Here is a 21,719-nt window from a genome sequence, read left to right on the forward strand (position 1 = left end):
GTTATTATTCCTACATATGTTAAAGAATCCTTTCAAAATCGCCCTATTGGCCATTGGCTTGTTATTTGCCGGCCTTACTGTAACTGCTCAACAAGTAAAAGAGCCTACGGGCACCGATCCCGATTGGGCTAAGCCCTACAAACCTTTTCAAATTGTAGGCAATCTCTATTATGTAGGTACTTACGACTTGGCCTGCTACCTGGTTACAACGCCAAAAGGACATATTTTGATCAATACGGGTTTAGCTTCATCGGCCCAACAAATCAAGGCAAATGTGGAGGCGCTGGGCTTTAAATTTTCAGATATTAAGATCCTGCTTACTACCCAGGCGCATTACGATCACATGGGAGCCATGGCGACAATTAAGAAAATTACAGGTGCCAAATTGATGGTAGATGAAAAAGATGCTCCAGTGTTGATCGATGGTGGTAAATCTGATTATGCGCTCGGCAATGGTGAAGTTACTTTTGCGCCTGTTAAAGCCGATAAATTGTTGCATAATAACGATAAAATAACATTAGGCAATATGGAACTCACTTTGTTGCATCATCCTGGGCATACCAAAGGTTCATGCAGCTATTTGTTCAATGTTAAAGACAAAACCAAAACCTATCGCGTACTTATTGCGAATATGCCGAGCATTGTAACCGATAAAAAGTTCTCAGAAGTGCATACTTATCCTACAATTGCCAAAGATTATGCCTATACATTAAATTCGCTCAAAAAACAGACTTTTGATATCTGGCTTTCTTCACATGCGAGCCAGTTCGACTTACATACAAAGCATAAACCAGGAGATGCCTACAATCCTAAAGCCTTCATAGACCGCAAAGGCTATGATGAAACACTGGCTGATTTGCAGAAGGCATACGATAAAAAGCTGTCCCAAAAATAACGGACCGATTTGGCTTTCAGATTGCCTTTAAATTAAATTCTATCTTTGGGTAAGTAATCATCTGCTTTTTGGTGTCCTATCAGAAAGTGCTTGCAAAATACTGGATTATATTCGCCCATGGCTGAAGGAGCAAAAGAGTTAAAAGGTTTATTCGAGGCAATTGCTTTAGGCGATAAAAAGGCCTTTGATGAATTGTTTAGGGCTAGTTACGAACTGCTGTGCAAGTTTTCATCATCTTATGTCAAACAAGAGGAAGTAGCCGAAGAAATTGTTTCCGAACTGTTTGTTAAGCTTTGGCTCAAGCGATCGAGCCTTGATCAAATTGCGAATCCTAAAGTCTATTTGTATGTGTCGGTAAAAAACGCCTGCCTAAACGCTTTGCGGAAATCTGGTAGGGCCGAACTGGTGAACCTCGATGAACGCCCATCTCATGAATTTGAAACTCCAGTACAGCATTCGCCAGAAACCATGCTCGAAAACAAGCAGTTGCAAGCCAAATTAGATCAGGCGATAGCCAACCTTCCTGCACAACGCCAATTGATTTTTGCCATGGTTAAACAAGATGGCTTGAAATGCAGGGAAGTGGCCGAAATCTTAAATCTTTCTGTGCGAACGGTAGAAGGCCAGGTATACAAGGCAATTAGAGCTATAGCTGATGAGTTGACAAGCTATTTGGGCTATAACCCGACCGCTGTTCCCAAAAACAAGCTATCCAATCCTATATTTTCCATTTTATTTTAGTCAGGATAGGTAGTTGAGCATTTGCCGTTGTCCTTTATGTAATTAACGATAGAATCATGGAAAGAGAAATCTTTTTAAAATTATTGACCCGTAAACTTACTGCCGCTATTTCGCCTGCCGAAGAACAGCAATTGGAGGAAGCAACAAATGCGAATCCGGAATTTAAGCAGCTGGAAGAGGAGTTGACACAATATTTTAAAGCCAGGCCACATCAAACTATGGATGTAGCTCATCAGCTCGAAAAGGTATGGGCAACCATAGCCGTTCAGGAGCGTGAGCCACAGCTTACAAAAAAACTAAAGATTAATCATTTTAATGGCCGTAACCTGCTCAAATATGCAGCTGCGGTATTGCTCTTGTTCATTGCCGGTTTCGCTATAAGAGGTTTCTACCAAAAAACACCCGGAGCGCAATTACTTACGCTGCAGTCGGGCAACCAGAAATTATTCGTTACCCTTGCCGATGGCACCCAGGTTTGGCTCAACCAACAATCATCCATCAGCTATAATTCTGATTTTGGCCAAACACAGCGAAAAATCATACTAAAAGGGGAGGCCTTTTTTGATGTAGTTAAAAATGCTGCAGTACCCTTGACGGTAGAAGTAGGTCATATCAATATCAAGGTGAAAGGAACGGCTTTTAATGTAAAAGCAGTTGAACCTGCAAAGAAATTAGAAGTGGCCTTAATTAGGGGGCTGATAGAAGTAACCGACAGTGGTCAATCAAAAAGCATTTTGCTGAGGCCCAACCACAAACTGGTTTTTACGGCTGGAGCCGATGTTGGCCATGCCAAAATGCTAGCCATGAATCCGGTTACGGAAAATGCCGTCATCAAGTGGACACAAGATTCGCTGGTCTTCAAAAAAGAAAAACTGAAAGACTTGGTATTGCAAATGGAAATCAGGTACAAGGTGAAAATCGAAATCCAGAACGAGCAGCTCAAAAACAAAAGGTTTAGTGGTTCATTCACCGATGAACCATTGAAAGATGCCTTGGAGGCCCTAAGGCTTTCATACCCTTTTAATTATCAGATTACCGAACAGAAAGTTGTAATCAAATAAGCCGATGAACTACAAAATAATAGCCATTACCTGTATGGCAATGCTCGCATCGGTTGTGGCAGTGGCTCAAAACAAACGCATTTCGATCAAGGCACAGGCTCAGCCCATTAAAAAAGTACTGCAACAGATACAAGATGCCAGTCGGTATAATATCGTGTACAGTGATGATGTAGTGGCCGATTCTATTTTCGTTAGCATCGATGCGAACCAAAAAACAGTGGCTGCCATATTGGATGAAATCCTCATAGATAAAAAACTCTTTTACAAACAAATCGCCGAAAACCTGATCGTTATTGGCAGCAAAACCTTAAAATCAGCCGATCAAAAATCAGAGGTCTCTATTTCTGGCAGGTTGATGGATCAGCACAACAAACCGGTAACTTTTGCGTCAATTGGCCTGCTAAAAGACAAAACCTATGTTGCTGGAAGCACGAGCAATGAAAATGGCTATTTTCAATTGGCTTATGCTTTCGAAAATAACGTTCAGTATGAACTGAAAGCCTCTTCTTTGGGCTATGAGAATTTAGTGCTCGGCTTTGTTTATCCGGATACATCGGCGCTGAAACGCATTGCCATGAAGCAGGAAGCAAAAACATTGGCTACGGTAAACGTAACAGGAAACCGTCCTTTGATTGAAAGAAAAGCCGATCGTTTTGTGGTAAATGTAGAAGGGAGCGTACTTGCTTTAGGGAATAATGCTTTAGAGGTTTTGCAGAAATCCCCGGGTTTGTGGGTAAGCGCCGATGGCGCGATCAAATTAAGAGGCAACCAGTCTGTTATGGTAATGATCAACGATGTGGTGCAGCGCATGTCGCAAAGCGATTTGGCCGATTACCTGCGTACCTTACGTTCTGAGGATATCAGCAAGATCGAGATCATTTCTAACCCGCCATCAGAGTTCGAAGCAGAGGGATCTGGAGGTATTGTCCATATAATTTTAAAGAGATCGAGGCAAGATGGATTATTAGGTTCCGTTTCTTCGCAATACAGGCAGCAAGTGGAGCGAGGCGCTTACAGTGGCAACGCAACACTCAACTATAAGGTAAAAAGCCTATATCTTTTTGGTAATGTTTCTGCCGGTAAGGATGAAAGCGATTATATAGCAAGCACAAAAATCAGCTATGCAGACCAGAGTCGTTATGAAAGTTTTACCAATAGATACAATAACAATAACAGGTTTTTTTATCGTGTAGGCGCAAGTTACGATCTATCAAAAGACCAGTTTATCAGCATACAAAATATGCAAGGCAATAGCAAGTTGAACCAGTATTTTGATACCAATATCGATGTAAGTAACAGCAACCAGCCTTTAACCGGGGCGGCCAGGTCTGAATGGTACAGGAAGCCGCAACAAAACAATACAACCATCAATTATTCCTTAAAACTCGATACTTTAGGCTCTTCGCTAAAAGTAATTGGCGATTATATTTATAGCACCAAAACCGAGCTTAACGATTTTGTTTCGGTTTATACGGTTCCAGAGAAAAACTCTACTTTTCGAAACAATACCCCAAATACGACCAATTTGTATAGTGTGCAAACAGATTTCACCAAAATGTTTACCAAGAATTGGGAGTTTAAAACCGGATTGAAATTTGTAGCCACCAAAAGAGATAATGAAGTGCTCAACGAAGACTACATTGCTGGAAATTGGGTGGTTAACACCGGCTTGAGCAATCGGTTCATCTATAAGGAATACCTTTCTATGGGTTATGCTTCGATAGTGCACAAGATGGGCAAAACCAGTATCAAATTGGGTTTAAGGGCCGAACAAACTCAAATGAATGGGAATTCGATCACAGCCAATGAAGAGTTTAAAAGGAATTACCTCAGTTTTTTTCCTTCCCTGTTTATCATGAGGCAATTGAACGAAGAAAAAGGTACTTCAATTTTTCTCAATTACTCCCGCAGGCTGCAACGCCCTTCTTTTGCCGACCTTAATCCTTATCGGGTTCAGTTTGATGATTACCTCACACAGCTGGGCAACCCTGATCTTATGCCCGAATACACGCACAAGGTAGAGCTGGGAACAACTTTTGTAAAAGGAATTTTTGCTGATGTATATTATTCGCTCACCACAGATAAGATTGCCCAATTGGCCAATCCGGTAGCAAATAAAACCATCGAATACCAAACCCGAAATTTTAACAACAGCTATGAATATGGCTTTTCGCTAAATGTACCCCTCAAAATAAATTCATTTTGGTCTACAAATAATGGCTTTTCGGTTTATGATCTTTCTTATCGGCTCAATGACTTTAAAATCAGGCAAACGGCCATGTTTGCACGGTCGCAACATACATTTGTTTTCAAAAATGTATTTGATGTAGACGCTTCATTTGATTATCGATCGCCTTATGTTGCGGCAAATACCCATTTTGCCTACCTCTTTATAACTGATGTTGGCCTAACTAGGCGGTTCTTGAAAAAAAACCTGCAGGCCCGTCTTTATGCTTCAGATGTATTCAATACGTTCAGAGAAAAAAATGTTACCGAATATGCAGGCACACGGATCGATTTCTATCAAAAGAGACCAACGCGAACGTTCAGTTTAACGCTTAATTATAATTTTAGTGTAGGTAAGAAATTTAGCAACAAGAAAATTGAAGAAAGTAGCGAAGACGAAAAACGAAGAATTGGCAATCAATAGCTGGTTTGTCACATAAAATAGCTCAGTCAATTGCAGATTAGTTGTTCAACTAACAACCAACAACTAAAAACTAACAACCGACAACCAGCAACTAACAACTAAAAACTAACAACTAACAACCAATAACTAAAGCAACTCAATCCCTTTTTTCTTGAAACTTAAAGTAAGTTCTTCCTGCAGATCGGTGGCATCGGTAATGAGCATATCCAAATCGGTAACCGGGCAGATGAAAAATGCTTCTGCGGTATTCATTTTATTTAGAGTAGCCAAGCCAATCACTTTTCTAGAGGTTTTGACCATTGTTTTTTTCATCAAGGAATCTTCATACTGGCGACTGGTAATTCCTACTTCGGCATGGATACTGTAAATGGATAAGAAGCAGATGTCGGCTCTGATGCTTTCAAAAGCCTGCATAGTTTCAGGTCCAGAAGTATTAAAGCCAGGTTTAATTAAACGACCACCAGCAAAAATAACCTCCACATTCGGATGGTCTTCCAGGACATTCACTACCGGAAAACTATTAGTAATTACGGTAATTTGAAGCTCTTTGGGCAGGTTCATGGCAATAGCCAAGGTAGAGGTACCTCCATCAAAGAGCACAACCTGGCCGTCTTTGAGCTGAGAAATCGCCTTTAAGGCAATCTGCTGCTTGCCACTGACATCATATTTTTCGCGATCGCGAAAATGGACAGGGATAGGAGAGTGTGCAATGGCACCTCCACGCGTAGCCTTTAACAATCCTTGATCAGCCAATTCCTTAATATCCCTTCTAATGGTATCGGTAGATACCGAAAGCCTTTGGCTCAACGATTTCATGTCTGCCTTACGGGCATCAGAAACCTGCTCTAAAATAACCTGTTGGCGCTCTTCTTTGCTTAAACTTTGCATAGTAATGCAATATTAGTAAAAATAATTGCAAATAAATTGCAATATTTCTGCTGTATTATGCTATTTTTGTATGTAAATATTGCAAATTATTGCAATCTTAAAATTAAACACACATGAATAACAATCCTCAAATTGCCGTTATCTTTGATATGGACGGCGTTATTGTAGACAGTAACCCACTGATTACGGCTACCTGGAGAACTTTTTTCGAATCGCATCAAATTGCATTAACCGACGAACAGCTGAACCATTATGTATTTGGCCGGTTGGGAAGAGATACTTTGCAATTGGTATTTGAACAGGGCTTAAATGAAGAACAATTAGGCGCTTATCTGCAAAAAGTAGGTGCTGGTGTTTTAGAAAAATACAGATCAGAGGGAGCCATTGTAGCAGGTTTTAAGACCTTTGTAGAAGATTTGTTGAAGGCTGGAATTAAGATTGCCATTGCTACTTCATCGCCAATGGAAAATGTAAAGGTAGTGTTGGAAATGGCAGCGGTTACGCCATATTTCACCTTGATTACCGACGCTTCACAAGTACAAAATTCAAAACCACACCCAGAGGTTTACCTTAAAACAGCCGAACGTTTAGGAGTAGATGTAAATAACTGTATCGTTTTTGAAGATTCTTTTTCGGGTATCCAGTCGGCTAAAAGTGCAGGGATGCGTGTAATTGGCGTAACTACCACACATACCGACGCAGAGTTGGCTCCACTAACCGATTTAACAGTGGCTGATTTTACCAGCATTAACGCAAACCGGATCAAAGAATTGGCTCAGGCAGTTTCTTGTTAGTTCGTTTTAAAAACCTAAAACATTTTCCCCGTTTAATTCCTTGTTAAGAAGCTGGCATGCATAAAGGCATGTTGGCCTCAGCGATGGAAAAGCAAAAGAAAAAACTACCACAGCAAGAAGAACAAGTGCCCGATGCATTAAACCGTTCTCACGAAAATGAACATCCAACAGGAGCCAGGCCAACTGCTTATGGCAGTTCTACCCAAACAGATGGTCATGGCAACCGCACAAGGCCAACAGATCCGCAAAAGCAAAAGCCAAAGAAATAGGCGAATAGGGCTGATTATGGTTGCGTACATTGCCAGCATTTCATTATTTTAGTGGCCAAACCCTAAAACACGGAAATGAAAAAACTACTGATTACAGCCCTTTCTATTGTTGCTTTGCAACAAGTTAATGCCCAAAGTTTGGAGAAGATGCAATGGTTTAACGAGCCCAGCAAGTGGGAAGTTAAAAATAATGTGCTTACCATGCAGGTAACGCCTCAAAGTGATTACTGGCGTATTTCGCATTATGGCTTTACTGTTGACGATGCGCCATTCTATTATGCCAACTATGGGGGCGAATTCGAAACCAAGGTAAAACTAACCGGTGCCTATAAAGCCAGGTTTGACCAAATGGGACTGATGATCCGTACCGATCACGAAAATTACATTAAAACGGGTGTCGAGTTTGTAGATGGCAAGTTTAACGTAAGTGCCGTAGTTACGCATACCACCAGCGATTGGAGTGTAACTACCTTAGATAAAGTGCCACCATTTATTTGGATCAAGGCGATCAGAAGGCTTGATGCGGTTGAAATTTATTATTCGTTAGACGATAAAACCTATACCATGTTGCGCAATGCGCCTTTAAAAGACAATCATCCGGTAATGGTGGGTTTGATGGCCGCCAGTCCTGATGGAAATGGCTTTGAAGCAAAATTTGAAAATTTTACCGTTAAGCATTTGCCAGATCAGCGCAGGCTGGAATGGCTGAAGAAAAACGGAGGATAAAATTTTTTATTTTAGACAAAACCAGATGCAACAATTGGGTAGGTAGGCGTGTCTTTTGGAAAAAGACAGACTTTAATGAAAATCTACAAATCTATTTTAATGATCTTAATCGCCCTTATTTGGGGGCAGCTGGCAAAGGCTCAAAGCCAGCAAAAAGTATTTACCACTGATATTGACAATTTTTGGAAAGCCTTTGATAACGCAAGAACCACTACCGACAGTGTTAAACAGCTTGATTATATCCAAACGCTCTACGTTGATAAAGCCTCCCAAGGGCTAAAAGCCTTTATGAAGGCGAGAGATTACGATGCGCCATTATATGTATCGCTCATTCGCAAATATCCCAAGTTTTGGAATTCCATTCGTCCAAATACCCTCACCATTAAAAACAAAGAAAAGGAAATCGAAAAAAGCATTAACCAATTCAAGAAGCTCTATCCAGAACTTAAAGATGCCAAAATGTATTTTACTATAGGTGGTTTGCGTTCGGGTGGTACCGTAAGCAATGGAATGGTGTTGGTAGGAGCCGAAATAGCCACTGGAAATCCTCAGACAGATGCATCCGAATTTCCAGACAACTGGTTGCGCGGGGTGTTTCAGGCAAATACCGATGCAAATTTGGTTCGATTAAATGTTCATGAATATGTGCATACCCAACAGACTGGTTATTCGGGAAGCCTTTTGGGACAAAGCATTAGGGAAGGAGCCTGCGATTTTATCACCGAATTGGTAACGAATAAGCCTTTAAGTGCCAATTATGCGGTTTATGGTGTCGCAAATGAAAGCGAGTTGAAAAAACAGTTTAAAGAAGAGATGTTTACCACTGCTGTTGGGAATTGGCTGTACAATGGTGCCGGCGTAAAAGTGGCCGATTTAGGTTATTTTATGGGCTATTCCATCTGTAAAAGTTATTATAACCAAGCTAGCGACAAGAAAAAAGCCATTAAAGAAATCATAGCGCTTAACTACAGCGACCCTAAGGTTTTAAGCACTTTCTTAGAAAAATCTAAATACTATGCCGAAGGTTTTAATGTAGAGGAACTATTGAAGGCTTTTGAAGCCAAGCAACCTTATGTATTGAGGTTGGAGCCTTTTGCCAATGGCGACCAGAATGTAGACCCCAATGTAAAACAAATGACAGTTGTTTTTTCAGAATTGATGAGTACCAAACGCTATTCCATAGATGGGGGTAAGCTAGGCGATGATCATTATCCGATTACAAGTATGGGCAAATTTGCCGACGATGGAAGCAGTATTATCATCAACCTTGATTTAAAGGCAGGTACCGAATACGATTTCGTAATTACAGGAAGAGGCTTTAAATCGGCCAAGGGCTATCCTTTAAAACCTTTATATGTAAAGTTCAAAACAAAATAAAGCAATTTAAATTGGCAAGATTGGGAAGCATCGTTTTCCCATAAAGAAATTTCCTTCCTGAAGGATTAATCAAATCGTTTTAATTAAAGAAACCACCTTCCAATTGATTTGTAAGGTGGTTTCTTTTTGTTTGAGGTTAAGAAATCATTAAAAAATGGGCATCAATCAAACGTTTGTGTAATGTTAAGCCGGGCTAAACTTAGCGTAAATGGGTATTATTGAAGAAAGAAACCTAACCAAACCAAAATCAACTGATGCTAAACATCAAAAGACTTTTATTCTCCTTATTGCTTGTTGTGATGGCAATGAATGCAGTGGGACAAGCTAAAAACCAAACTTTCGCCATTGGCACCGAAGCCTTTGAACTGAATGGCAAACCGTATGTGATCCGCTGTGGCGAAATGCATTTTGCCCGTATTCCTAAAACCGAATGGCGCAACCGCCTACAAATGGCAAAGGCCATGGGCCTAAACACGGTTTGTGCTTATCTTTTTTGGAATATCCATGAGAAACAGCCCGATCAGTTTACCTGGCAGGGGCAAAGCGATGCTGCTGAGTTTTGCAGATTGGCCAAAGAAGAAGGCTTATACGTTATTTTAAGACCAGGACCCTATTCTTGTGCCGAATGGGAATTTGGCGGTTTCCCTTGGTGGTTGCTCAAAGACAAGACCATTCAATTGCGTACCCAGCACCCTTATTTTTTGGAGAGGGCAAAAAAATATATCAAAGCCGTAGGTAAAGAATTGGCACCTCTGCAAATTAGCAAAGGTGGTAATATCATCATGGTACAGGTAGAAAATGAATACGGCAGCTATGGCAGCGACAAGGTTTATATGAATACCATTAAATCTTACCTGCAAGAAGCGGGCTTCAGTGTACCTTTGTTCCATTGCGATGGACCTTCGCAACTCAAAAACGATCATCCCGAAGGACTTTTCGCGGTGGTGAACTTTGGAAGCGATCCGGCAGCCAATTTTAAAGCCTTAAGAGCCATTCAGCCAACAGGTCCTTTGATGTGTGGCGAATATTACCCGGGCTGGTTCGATAGCTGGGGCAGGCCACACCATAAAGGCGATACCAAAAGAATTGTAGATGAGCTCAAATACATGCTCGATCAAAAAGCTTCATTTAGTATTTATATGGCTCATGGCGGTACAACTTTCGGTACTTACAGCGGAGCCAATGCGCCACCATACCTGCCACAAACCAGCAGCTACGATTATGATGCACCGATAGATGAAGCAGGTAATCCTACAGAGAAATTCTATGCCATTAGAGAGCTGTTCGGCAAATATCTCCAAGAAGGAGAGACGCTGCCTGCCATACCGGCAACCCATCGCTTTCAGCAACTGGCACCTGTAAAATTTACGGCCATTGCGGCTTTAAATAAAAACCTGCCCAAAGCAGTAAACAGCGATACAACTTTATTAATGGAAGACCTGAACCAAGATTTTGGAGCAGTGCTTTATCAAACTAATCTCAAAGCGGGTGCAAAAGCGTTGCTAAGCTTTAAGGATATCCATGATTATGCCTTGGTCTATGTCAATGATAAATTGATTGGAACTTTAGACAGGCGCAAAAACAAATTTAGCATCGAAATTCCCGCACGTGCTAAAATGTCTGTGCTAAAGGTTTTGGTAGAAGCCACTGGAAGGGTAAATTATGGCTATGCCATGCACGATCGTAAGGGAATTCACGGAGCGGTTGTTTTAACAGAAAACAATAAAAAAACGGTATTAAAATCGTGGAAGAACTATCCGATCAGGCTGGGAGAAAATAACATCCCATTAAAGTACGAGCCTTTTAAGGCACAAAAACCAGCTGGTGCTATTTTCTATAAGGGCATTTTTACCGCAAATAACCTACTCGATACTTATTTAGATGTAAGCAAATGGAACAAGGGGCTGGTTTGGATAAACGGAAATTGCCTAGGCCGCTTTTGGAACATTGGTCCAACGCAAACCATGTTGGTGCCAGCCAGCTGGTTAAAGAAAGGACAGAACGAAGTCGTTATTTTTGATTTGGTTGGCTTGGCAAAACCATCACTTTCCTTTTTAGACCATCCGATTTTAGACCAGGTAAACGAAAGCCAGCAGCAAGTACATCGAAAAGCCAATCAGCAATGGATACCAGCAGCACAACAGGCTGTTGCCACTGGTACTTTTGAAAACAACGCGAAATGGCAGAACGTAAATTTTAAACCTGTTAGCGCCCGCTATTTTTGTTTAGAAGCCCTAACCGAGCAAAGAGGCCAGCCTTATACTTCAGTGGCCGAAATTGTATTGCTCGATGCCAAGGGACAAGAAATTCCACGAACCAATTGGAAGGTGGTATTTGCTGATAGCGAAGAGTTAAGCGGCGACGATGGCAGTGCCGTAAATGTTTTCGATTTACAGTTTACCAGCATTTGGCATACCCAATGGCAGGACAAATCGCCAAAACCACCACATCAGATAGTGATAGACCTGGGCAAGGAGTATACCATTGGCACCTTAAAGCTTTTGCCAAGGCAGGATGGTCCAAACGGGCGGATCAAAGACTATAAACTCTATTTTTCTAAAACGCTTTTTAAAGGGCTATAAGGATTTAGAAGCCATAATCAAACGTTTGTGTAATGTTGCGTTCCTTTAAACAATTGAAAATCAGTAATATTGGAATACCGAATAACCGAATTTAAAACTGGATGAGATCAATTAGTCTAAAGACTTTATTTCTTGCTATCCTTCTTGTGCCCACGCTAACTTTGTTTGCCCAAAAGCAAAGCAAACAGGTTAAATCAGGTCGGCTGCCTAACATCATTTACATCTATGCAGATGATTTGGGTTATGCTGAGATCGGGGCCTATGGCCAGCAAAAAATAAAAACACCTCATCTTGATCAAATGGCCAAAGAAGGGATGCGTTTTACGCAGCATTATACCAGCACACCGGTTTGTGCTCCTGCACGATGCATGCTCTTAACCGGCAAACACGGCGGACATTCCTACATCAGGGGTAATTATGAGATGGGCGGTTTTCCTGATAGTTTAGAAGCAGGGCAGATGCCATTGCCTGAAGGAACTTTTACCATTCCAAAAATGCTCAAACAGGCAGGTTATGCTACCGCGTTAACTGGCAAATGGGGCTTGGGCATGAACAATACCACAGGTTCGCCGCTTAAACAAGGTTTTGATTACTATTATGGTTACTTAGACCAGAAGCAGGCCCATAATTTTTATCCTTCACATTTGTGGGAAAACGACCAGAAAGCGCCTTTAGATAATCCATATATGAACGTTCACCAACGTTTGGATTCGACAAAGGCAACTGCTAAGGATTTCGATTATTTTAAAGGCAAGGAATATGCCCCGGCGTTAATGACCCAAAAAGCGGTCGAGTTTATTAACGGACACAAAACCAAGCCGTTTTTCTTGTATATGCCTTATACCATTCCGCATGTGTCTTTGCAGGCACCTGATGAATATGTAAAGCGATACATTGGCCAGTTTAAGGAACAACCTTATTACGGTCAGCAAGGATATGCATCTACCCAATACCCATATTCTACCTATGCGGCCATGATTACCTATTTGGATGACCAGATAGGTATCATCATGGACCAGGTAAAAAAACTGGGGCTGGATGAAAATACCATCATCATGTTTTCGAGTGATAATGGAACCACTTTTAATGGTGGGGTAAATAAGGATTTTTTTAACAGTGTGGATAGCTTGAGGGGTACAAAAATGTTTGTATTTGAAGGAGGGATCAGAGAGCCTTTTATCGCCCGCTGGCCAGGGAAAATTCCTGCAAATAGCACCAGCGATTATGTTTCGGCCCAATTTGACCTCATGGCTACCTTGGCAGAGCTAACCGGAACCAAAACCAATGCTACCGATGGAATTTCGCTGTTGCCAACCCTGTTGGGCAAAAACAAGGAACAAGCCAAGCGTGAATACATTTATTGGGAATATCCTGAAAATGGCGGTCAGTTGGCGATTAGAATGGGCGATTGGAAAGGCGTAAAGCTAAACCTGCGCAAAAACCTGAAAAATCCATGGATGATTTTTAACCTGAAAGACGATAGAAACGAAACGACCGATCTGCTTGCACAGCATCCTGAACTGGCTAAGCGGTTTGATGAGATCGTAAAGAAGGAGCATCAGGTGGCACACCTCATCGAATGGGAGTTTTTAGAGAACAAGGCACCCAAAAAAGGCGGTGGAGCCGACATAAATTGAACAAACTAAACACAATAGATAAATATCAACCCAAAAAACAGAAAACAAATGGAACGTAGAGATTTTATTAAGAATAGCGCAATGGCTGGAGCCGCCGCTTTTAGCATCTTACCTACAGGGCGATTGTTCGCTGCCGATAATGGCAAGGTAAGGTTAGGCTATATCGGGGTAGGAGCAAGAGGCATGAGCCACATCTCAGAAGGCTGTCTTCGCGACGACGTAGAAATTGTAGCTATTTGCGATACTCAAGAAAGCTCTCTAAAAGGCTGCAGGTCGTTTATTGCCAAAAAAGGAAGACCTGCTGCGGTAGAGTATACCGGTGGCTTAGATGCCTACAAAAAGCTATTGGAAAGAAAAGACATCGACGCTGTGATCATTGCCACACCTTGGCAGTTTCACAGAGACCAAGCAGTTGATGCCATGAAAGCCGGTAAATATGTAGGCTGCGAGGTAATTGCCGGATTAACCGTTCAAGACCATTGGGATATTGTAAATACCTCTGAGAAAACCGGTATGCCTTACATGACCTTAGAAAATGTTTGCTACAGAAGAGATGTGATGGCCGTACTGAATATGGTTAGACAAAATCTGTTTGGCGAAATTGTACATTACGAAGGTGGCTACCAACACAACTTGCGCAATGTGCTTTTTAACGATGGCAAAGGCTATTATGGCAATGGAGTAGAATTTGGCCCAAAAGCCTTGAGTGAAGCCCAGTGGAGAACCCAGTTCAATATTGATGTTGATGGCGATTTATATCCAACCCACGGCGTAGGTCCAATTATGCAATACTCTAATATCAATAGGGGCAACCGCTTTACCAACTTGGTTTCTTTCAGCTCTAAAGCTCGTGGTTTGGCTTCTTATGTAAACGATCTTTCGCCGGGCCACCCGAATTCGAAAATCAATTATAAAAATGGTGATGTTACCACTACATTGATCAATTGCGCCAATGGCGAAACCGTATTGCTCAGTCATGATACCCACTTGCCAAGACCTTATTCCCTAGGTTTTAGGGTACAGGGTACAGAAGGGATCTGGATGGATGTAAACAAATCGATCTACATTGAAGAACAGGCCAAGAAAAACGATGTTTGGGAGCCTGCACAACCATGGTTAGAAAAATACGACCATCCGCTATGGAAAAAATACGAAAAAGAAGCTGTAGGTGCCGGCCATGGTGGAATGGACTGGTTTGTGTTTAACGGCTTTGTACAAGCAGTAAAACTAAAGAAACAAACACCTATTGATGTTTACGATTCGGTAACCATGAGCGTAATCACCCCATTATCTACCAAATCATTGAAAGAAGGAAACGCTCCTCAAAAGTTCCCAGATTTTACCAAAGGCAAATGGGCCGACAGGAAAAATACTTTCGCTCTCGACGACAGCGGTTTTTAATACCCTACCTCTACTTATGAAAAAGAAAAAGGCACCGAATTCGGTGCCTTTTTTCATTTGGTAAATTTTTGGGAGAGTTTTTTTGTGTTTTAAAAGATCGTCTAAAGACAGATTTTAGGCTGTTTTTTGGCGCAAACGTTTGATATTTTAAGAGATATTGGTCAAATCGCTGATCTGTTCTATCATCGAATGAAGTTCCTTACTGTTTTGCGTATATTCTTCTAGCAACTTGATCTGGTTTTTGGCGCGATCGAGGTTATGGGTTTCATAACGTGCACCATAATAAACATCGTTGTTGAGGTAATCGGTTAAAAAGCGAACGGCTTGCATGTAGATAATGAATTGGCCGGCATAAATAAACAGTTCTTTCTCCGTAGGGCTCAATATATCGGCCATTTCAGACATATAGCCTTTGTAAATTGCCATAAAGAAGACCTTTCTGATTTCGATCTGGTCAAATTCAACCGATTCTTCTGATAATGGAGAAAGATAGGTGCGCATCATATCGCCAATATCGCTAATGTAATAGCCTGGCATCACGGTATCCAGGTCTATTACGCATAAGCCTTTGCCATCATGGTCAAAAAGTACGTTAGAAATCTTCGTGTCATGGTGGATTACCCTGAGCGGAACTTGCAGTTTCTGGCTAAGGATGTCCAAATACTTCTGAAGGATCTCATTGCGTTGCTCAACGGCATCAATCGCAGTTGCAGCAGTTTTTAACCTCTCGGCATTTGCACTTTCAAGTGCGGTTTTAAATTGATTATACCTTAACTGTAAGTTATGGAAATCTGGTATGGTAGGATGTAGGGTACTCGCGTCAAATCCAGACAGCAACCTGCTGAACTTGCCAAACTGTTTGGCAGCTTCGTAAGCCTGTTGCGCATTTTCGGCCGTATTAAGGGTAATGGAGTTTTTAACGAAATCAAAAATCCTAAACGCACCTTCACTGGTTTCAACCAATGTGCTTCCGCTTGGGGCCTTTAACGGCGCAATAAAAATATAATCTGGGAAATGTTGTTCGAGAAAAGATTTGAGTTTGTTGAGGTTCTCATCTATGATCTTTGGATCCTTGAAAACATCAGTATTTACCTTTTGTAAGATGTACTCCCTATTGTTATGGCTAATTTTCCAAGTTTGGTTAATTAATCCATTGCCAACGGGTAGCACAAGGCAATCTGAGATATCTAGTCCAAATTTGAGCAGTACAGTTTCAAGCATTGAATAAGTGGTTCTTATTCTTCAAACATAACTAAACGTTAGATGAAGTTTGAACGCAAACGTTTGCTTGATTTTTATGCCCCTGATAGCCTGTATTCCTGCTATTTAAATGTTAATGCAAAATTAGCTCAGGGTCTATCGTAATGTGGTAATAGGCCTCTTTTTCCTCGTTTTCTGATTTCTTTTTGGTTAGCAGGTCTAATAAGATTTCTGATGCCCGGTAACCCTGTTGGTAAGGGTTTTGTTCTACAGATGCAATTGGATAATAATCCATGTAATGAATAATCGGCAGGTTGGCATAGCTGACGAAATCAATTTCATCGTTGATTTTGATCCCCAATAACCTGGCATATTTAATCGCGTATAGCGCCACATAATCGTTAAAGGTTACAATGGCGGTCGGCTTTCTCTTGTTGTTCAGCAGTTTGTCCATGGCTTCCTGTGTCGATTTTTCTGTCAAATCACAGTTCACGATCAGGCTTGGATCAAACTTCAGTCGGTTTTTAACCATGGCTTGGATATAGCCATCCCTACGTTGGGTAGAAGCATTTAATGTTTCCGGGCCATTGATCATGCCGATGGAACGGTGTTTTTTCTTCAGTAGGAAGTTAACCGCATCATAAGTGCCGTTTTCCATGTTACAGGCCACATAGTGGATGTTTTTAACCGGAGGAATACGGTCGAAAAATACGATTGGGATATTGAGATCTTCGAACTGCTTAAAATGGTCGATGTTGAACGTGGTTTTAGCCAATGACACCAATAAGCCGTCTACACGGTGGCTTTTGAATTTCTCGGCCAGTATGATTTCTTTTTCAAGGTCATCGTGCGATTGGGCAATCAGCACACTGTAGTTTTTTTTAAGGGCATAATCTTCGATTCCGCTTACGGCTTCAGAGAAAAAAGATTCGGATAATTCTGGAACGATTACACCTAAAGTAAAGGTTTTGCCTTTTTGGAAAAAAATAGCCTTTTGGTTTGGCACATAATTCAGTTCTTTGGCCAATTGCTTTACGCGCATACGAGTGGTTAGGCCAATGCTCGAGTGATCGTGCAATGCCCTCGATACCGATGAGGCAGATAGATTTAAAATTTTTGCAATCTCTTTAATTGTAGCTGGTTTATTGCTCATAGTTCAATTTTAAATGTTTCTATTATAAGGTCTCGCCCGTACGAAGGTCCTTTATGCTTAGGTTTTCGGCTTTTCCAACGCCCGAAAATACGATTTTAATGCCCATTATTTTACCAATTGTTTTGCCATAAGTGGTTTGGAATATTTTTTTTGAATTAATGTAGAAACCTACATTTCGTTTTTCTATCCGGAGCTTTACCTGTGCGCCCGTGCTCAAATCATAACCTAATGCCCTCAAATCATTTTTTCTACCTTCTTGTTGGCGTTCTGAAAACTTATACGAAGTCCAAGCTACGCATTCGGGCTTAATAATGCCTAAATAATGTTTGTCTTTTTCTCCGTAAATGGTCAAATCAGCTTCTGAACATCTTATGCCAGGCCGTACGGCTGATCCTGTTAGCTTGGCATTCAGTTCAAAATTATCTCCATCTATGGCGGTAGGCCTGATATTGGCGAAGGTTACAAAAAAGGTTTTTGTGGTATCGGCACCGGCATTGCCAATTGCCTTGGCATTGATGTAAAGTAATTGTCCGTTGTTAAAGCCGCTTTGCGCAATGGGATAAACTCTTGTGGTATCCAAAGGGAGAGAGGCGGTGGCCGTCCAGCCCTTGGTTTGCAAGTATACGCAGGCCGTATCTAAAACTTTATCCTTGTAGTAAAGCATAGGATAGTAGCGGCCTGGTATTTCATAGTAGTGTGCCAATACCGTATCGGTAAAATGAGCGGGCTTGGTTCTCGCATCTTCGAAATCAATTGTGAAAAGCGAGAGCGGACCAGGCAGATTACCCTTGGCATTCAGTTTGAAAAGTGCCGAATGCGGTGTCTGTCCCACTGGGTTTAAACAGTTTAACTTGATATTTGGTTCTTCTTTCTTCACGCGCAAAATAAAAAACAGGCCACCCAACACAACAATGATGAACAGTGCCAAATAAGGCAGGAATGACTTAAGCTTAGAGTGAAAAGCCGTATCAGGGTTTAGGCCTTGGTTTGTTTTTTGTGTATCATTTATGGGATGCAGCAATTCAAACTCGTACCAATCCCTATACCCTATAAATTGGGCAAGCGCATCACGGGTAGCTTTTTGTGGCTGGTACCGATCAGAAGTTTTTAATTTTCCGAAGATCCTTTTGAGTGTATTTTCGCTTAAATTAATTTTTGTTTTTCTCAATAAAGCGCCACTTAGCCTTACATAATCAGCATTTGTCCACTCATTAATAGACTTATCGCCCATCTTTTCCGCAATCTTTTGGCAACAAATATCCAGTTGCCGAAAAAAGTTGAGTTTGATGGCTTGTCCATAATTAGTTTTCATTGCTTGTAAGTAGTTGTTTTGTAGTTGCTTAGCTTGTCAAAAATATTGATGCATGTTTTGTACAGCCCAAATCAAAGGCCTATTCCTTTTCAGCGCCTAATTTTACTAAAACTAATAAATTTTCCAATAGCCCTATGGAGAAACCGTTTGAACCCGTAAAGGCTTTGATCATTCATCCATCCTGCATCAACTTATGAAAAAAACTAAAATTCTAGCCTATCTCCCCCTGCTAATAACAGGGTTGCTCTTAAAGCCTGCGGTCTCGTTTTCGCAGTCCCCATTAAAAATAAGTGGTGTTTATCCGCATTTGGCTGTGTTTAACGAAGGCAATGGTCTGCCTTGCAAGGGAAATGGCGCAGAAGGAGGCATAGGTGCCATTACGCCATGGACTGGTCAGCTATGGATGGTTACCTATTCGCCACACTGTACCTTGGGTAGCTCAGATAAGCTCTATAGCATCAGTTCTGATTTAAAGTTGAACATCCATCCAGAAAGTGTGGGTGGTACGCCAGCTAACCGAATGATCCATAAAGAAAGCAACCAGCTAATTACGGGGCCTTATTTTATCGATGTGAATGGCAAGGTTCGGGTAATTGAACCTAAAGTTATGCCTGGACGGATGACGGCTACTGCCAGGCACTTGAGCGATCCGGCAAACAAAGTCTATTTCTACGATATGGAAGGCATGCTTTATGAAGTTGATGTACATAGCTTGGCCGTAAATAAGCTGTTCCATAAGCCCGTGCCGGGTTGGCATGGCAAAGGAGCCTACACCGCTCAAAATCAACTAATAGTGGCCAATAATGGCGAAGATGCTGTTTTTAAGCTGAGCAAAGACAAACTTGAGGCTGGCGATCTGCCCAAAACAGCTGAAGATAAGGGTGTATTGGCCAGCTGGGATGGGAAAGCCTGGAAAATTATCGAACGCAGGCAGTTTACCGATGTTACTGGTCCCGGAGGGATTTATGGTTCGCCCACTAACCAAAGCCCATTGTGGAGCATAGGCTGGGATAAACGTTCGGTTATTTTAAAATTGCTTGATGGAGGCAGATGGTATACTTACCGGTTGCCAAAAGCTACCCATACCTACGATCATTGGGGTGGATGGTATACCGAATGGCCGCGAATTCGCGAAATAGGAAACGGCAAAATGCTGATGGATATGCATGGCATGTTCTACGATTTTCCAAAAACTTTTAGCCGTGCAAATAGTGGCGGGATCACTCCAATAGCAAGCCATTTGCGTTATATTCCAGATTTTACCTATTGGAACGGGCAATTGGTGTTGGCCACAGACGAAACTACGATACTGGAAAATCCCTTGGCCGGAAGAGCCCAATCTAATCTTTGGTTTGGACAGGCCGAAGACCTCAAAACATGGGGTGGTGCCACAGGCTGGGGTGGTTTATGGCTGGCCGATACGGTAAAGGCGAATGTGGCATCAGATCCTTTTTTGATGCACAGCGATGGCAATAAAATCATTCATTTGGCTCAAAAATCGAGCAAAACAGTAAAAGTTGCTTTAGAGATAGATGAACTGGGAAACAACAAATGGAAGCTTTATCGAACAATTTCGGTACCTGCCGACGGTTATGTGAATTTTGTTTTTCCAAAAGGATTTTCGCCAAATTGGATGCGCTTAAAAGCAAGTGATAATTGCATTGCAACCGCTTTTGTGCATGTTTTTGGTCAAACAAGGCAAAAAGAAGAATCCTTGTTTCGTGCTCTTGTAGATGCAACAGCTCCGGATGCGATCAATGCTTCTTTAATTAGGCCGGCTTCGGCCAATAAAAACCTCCAGGTTCTGCCATTAGGTGGCTCAAATGCAGCTTATGCGGAGGTTAATGAAAAGCTTGATTTTGTGAAGCCTGATACGGATCGTACTGCCGAAATTTCAAAATTTGTTCTGAAAAAAGATTTTGAAATAGACGAGCTCTCGGTAATCGTAAAAGACAAAACCGGAACTTTCAGATTGCCTAAAACATCGGCAATTTACGACCAGCCTTTTGCAATGGGTTGGCCTCGTGCCTTAAGAGAGCTAGAATCTGAGCGGATTATGCTCAATGCGCATGGTACTTTCTATGAAATAGGGCGGGAATCCGGTTATAAAGCCATCCGTCCAATTGCTACGCACCTTAAAAAGATCGTTGATTTTTGTACGTGGAGAGGCTTGTTGGTGCTCAGCGGAACTTCAAAAAATGCAAAAGCTGATGGCCATTATTTTGGCAATGCTACAAAGGGACTTTGGTACGGGGCAATTGATGATATTTGGAAAATGGGCAAGCCCATAGGCGAGGGAGGGGTTTGGAAAAATACCGAAGTGCAGGCCAATGAAGTTTCCTTGCCTTATTTGATGACAGGCTATGACCATAAAAAAGTAAGCCTGAGTGCCGATAAGGATGTTGATATAACGTTAGCGATCGATTTTGACCTGACAACGGGTTGGCATGATTATAAAACTTTTCATGTAAAGGCCGGAGAAACCTTAAACTATGTTTTTCCAGCTGGTTTTAGTGCCCATTGGACCCGCGCTAAAGCAAATAAAGCTTGTAAAACCACCGTTTTATTCAGCTATCAATAAATTTTGAACATTGTGGACCGATAGGGTAGAACTACTATTGTTGAGGTTTGGGGAATCCCTAATGGAAATTTGTGTGCTGAGTGGGGATTTTTAATGTAAATGGCTCTTTTATAGCTGGCTAGATTTGGGCTTGAGCTAAACTGGGTATAAATTTCTACACTTTGAGGAATCTCTCATTTTTGATTGGGGAAAATAATCAACTAAAGCATTTTGCACTGGTTTGTGGATGTGGATGTTGAAAGATTTTCATTGACTTAAAAATAGCTTAAAACATGGATTTTTAGATGTCTAAACATTGATTCCTTTTCAGCCACCACTTTATGCTCTAGGTGTTGCGAGCTGAGTAGGTAATATGGCTTTTCTTTTGACTTAGTGCGTACGGTTACTTGACATTCCCCTACGCAATATGATCAAAAATTTACCTCTTGCTTTTACCAACCATCTCAAAAGAC

The 21,719-nt window shown here is 41.5% G+C and carries 16 protein-coding genes; 12 read left to right on the forward strand and 4 right to left on the reverse strand.

The window, feature by feature from the left end:
* Positions 1-16: 16 nt before the first annotated feature.
* The 4 genes from bla (at position 17) to AC570H_RS04210 (ending at position 5,347) form a co-directional block, all read left to right on the forward strand.
* Positions 17-895, forward strand: coding sequence for a subclass B3 metallo-beta-lactamase (gene bla / locus AC570H_RS04195; protein ID WP_497352018.1), 879 nt, complete (start codon positions 17-19; stop codon positions 893-895).
* A 117-nt stretch (positions 896-1,012) separates the two neighbouring features.
* The gene (locus AC570H_RS04200) at positions 1,013-1,636 is read left to right on the forward strand and encodes an RNA polymerase sigma-70 factor (RefSeq protein ID WP_497352020.1); all 624 of its coding nucleotides are present in this window, start codon (positions 1,013-1,015) and stop codon (positions 1,634-1,636) included.
* Positions 1,637-1,692: 56 nt separating this feature from the next.
* The gene (locus AC570H_RS04205) at positions 1,693-2,697 is read left to right on the forward strand and encodes a FecR family protein (RefSeq protein WP_497352022.1); all 1,005 of its coding nucleotides are present in this window, start codon (positions 1,693-1,695) and stop codon (positions 2,695-2,697) included.
* Between the two features lie 4 nt (positions 2,698-2,701).
* Positions 2,702-5,347, forward strand: a complete 2,646-nt coding sequence (locus AC570H_RS04210) for an outer membrane beta-barrel protein (RefSeq protein WP_497352024.1) — start codon at positions 2,702-2,704, stop codon at positions 5,345-5,347.
* A 126-nt stretch (positions 5,348-5,473) separates the two neighbouring features.
* Here AC570H_RS04210 and AC570H_RS04215 read toward each other — a convergent pair whose 3' ends face one another.
* Positions 5,474-6,235: a DeoR/GlpR family DNA-binding transcription regulator gene (locus tag AC570H_RS04215; protein WP_497352026.1), complete on the reverse strand. Its 762-nt coding sequence runs from the start codon at positions 6,233-6,235 to the stop codon at positions 5,474-5,476.
* 113 nt (positions 6,236-6,348) lie between these two features.
* Here AC570H_RS04215 and AC570H_RS04220 point away from each other — a divergent pair, with 113 nt between their 5' ends.
* The 7 genes from AC570H_RS04220 (at position 6,349) to AC570H_RS04250 (ending at position 15,021) form a co-directional block, all read left to right on the forward strand.
* Positions 6,349-7,029, forward strand: coding sequence for an HAD family hydrolase (locus AC570H_RS04220; RefSeq protein ID WP_497352028.1), 681 nt, complete (start codon positions 6,349-6,351; stop codon positions 7,027-7,029).
* Between the two features lie 56 nt (positions 7,030-7,085).
* Positions 7,086-7,298, forward strand: a complete 213-nt coding sequence (locus AC570H_RS04225) for a hypothetical protein (protein WP_497352030.1) — start codon at positions 7,086-7,088, stop codon at positions 7,296-7,298.
* Positions 7,299-7,373: 75 nt separating this feature from the next.
* Complete coding sequence (locus AC570H_RS04230; protein ID WP_497352032.1) at positions 7,374-8,024, forward strand: DUF1349 domain-containing protein; 651 nt, start codon at positions 7,374-7,376, stop codon at positions 8,022-8,024.
* A gap of 75 nt (positions 8,025-8,099) precedes the next feature.
* A complete protein-coding gene (locus AC570H_RS04235) occupies positions 8,100-9,401 on the forward strand; it encodes a hypothetical protein (protein WP_497352034.1) in 1,302 nt (433 codons plus the stop codon).
* A gap of 254 nt (positions 9,402-9,655) precedes the next feature.
* Positions 9,656-11,983 carry a beta-galactosidase gene (locus AC570H_RS04240; RefSeq protein WP_497352036.1) on the forward strand — a complete coding sequence of 776 codons (2,328 nt, stop codon included), beginning with the start codon at positions 9,656-9,658 and terminating at the stop codon, positions 11,981-11,983.
* A gap of 101 nt (positions 11,984-12,084) precedes the next feature.
* The gene (locus tag AC570H_RS04245; RefSeq protein ID WP_497352038.1) at positions 12,085-13,620 is read left to right on the forward strand and encodes an arylsulfatase; all 1,536 of its coding nucleotides are present in this window, start codon (positions 12,085-12,087) and stop codon (positions 13,618-13,620) included.
* A 48-nt stretch (positions 13,621-13,668) separates the two neighbouring features.
* On the forward strand, positions 13,669-15,021 hold the full coding sequence (locus AC570H_RS04250) for a Gfo/Idh/MocA family protein (RefSeq protein WP_497352040.1): 1,353 nt from the start codon (positions 13,669-13,671) through the stop codon (positions 15,019-15,021).
* Between the two features lie 147 nt (positions 15,022-15,168).
* Here the strand turns inward: AC570H_RS04250 and AC570H_RS04255 are convergent, their stop codons facing one another.
* From AC570H_RS04255 to AC570H_RS04265, 3 genes are all read right to left on the reverse strand, one after another.
* Positions 15,169-16,242 carry a phosphotransferase enzyme family protein gene (locus AC570H_RS04255; RefSeq protein ID WP_497352042.1) on the reverse strand — a complete coding sequence of 358 codons (1,074 nt, stop codon included), beginning with the start codon at positions 16,240-16,242 and terminating at the stop codon, positions 15,169-15,171.
* A gap of 112 nt (positions 16,243-16,354) precedes the next feature.
* Positions 16,355-17,374: a LacI family DNA-binding transcriptional regulator gene (locus AC570H_RS04260; RefSeq protein WP_497352044.1), complete on the reverse strand. Its 1,020-nt coding sequence runs from the start codon at positions 17,372-17,374 to the stop codon at positions 16,355-16,357.
* Positions 17,375-17,396: 22 nt separating this feature from the next.
* Positions 17,397-18,686 (reverse strand): hypothetical protein, encoded by a 1,290-nt coding sequence (locus AC570H_RS04265; protein ID WP_497352046.1) that lies wholly within the window; start codon positions 18,684-18,686, stop codon positions 17,397-17,399.
* A gap of 193 nt (positions 18,687-18,879) precedes the next feature.
* Between AC570H_RS04265 and AC570H_RS04270 the strand changes: the two genes are divergently transcribed.
* The gene (locus AC570H_RS04270) at positions 18,880-21,267 is read left to right on the forward strand and encodes a hypothetical protein (RefSeq protein WP_497352048.1); all 2,388 of its coding nucleotides are present in this window, start codon (positions 18,880-18,882) and stop codon (positions 21,265-21,267) included.
* Positions 21,268-21,719 lie beyond the last annotated feature (452 nt).

The organism is Pedobacter sp. B4419, from assembly GCF_059693725.1.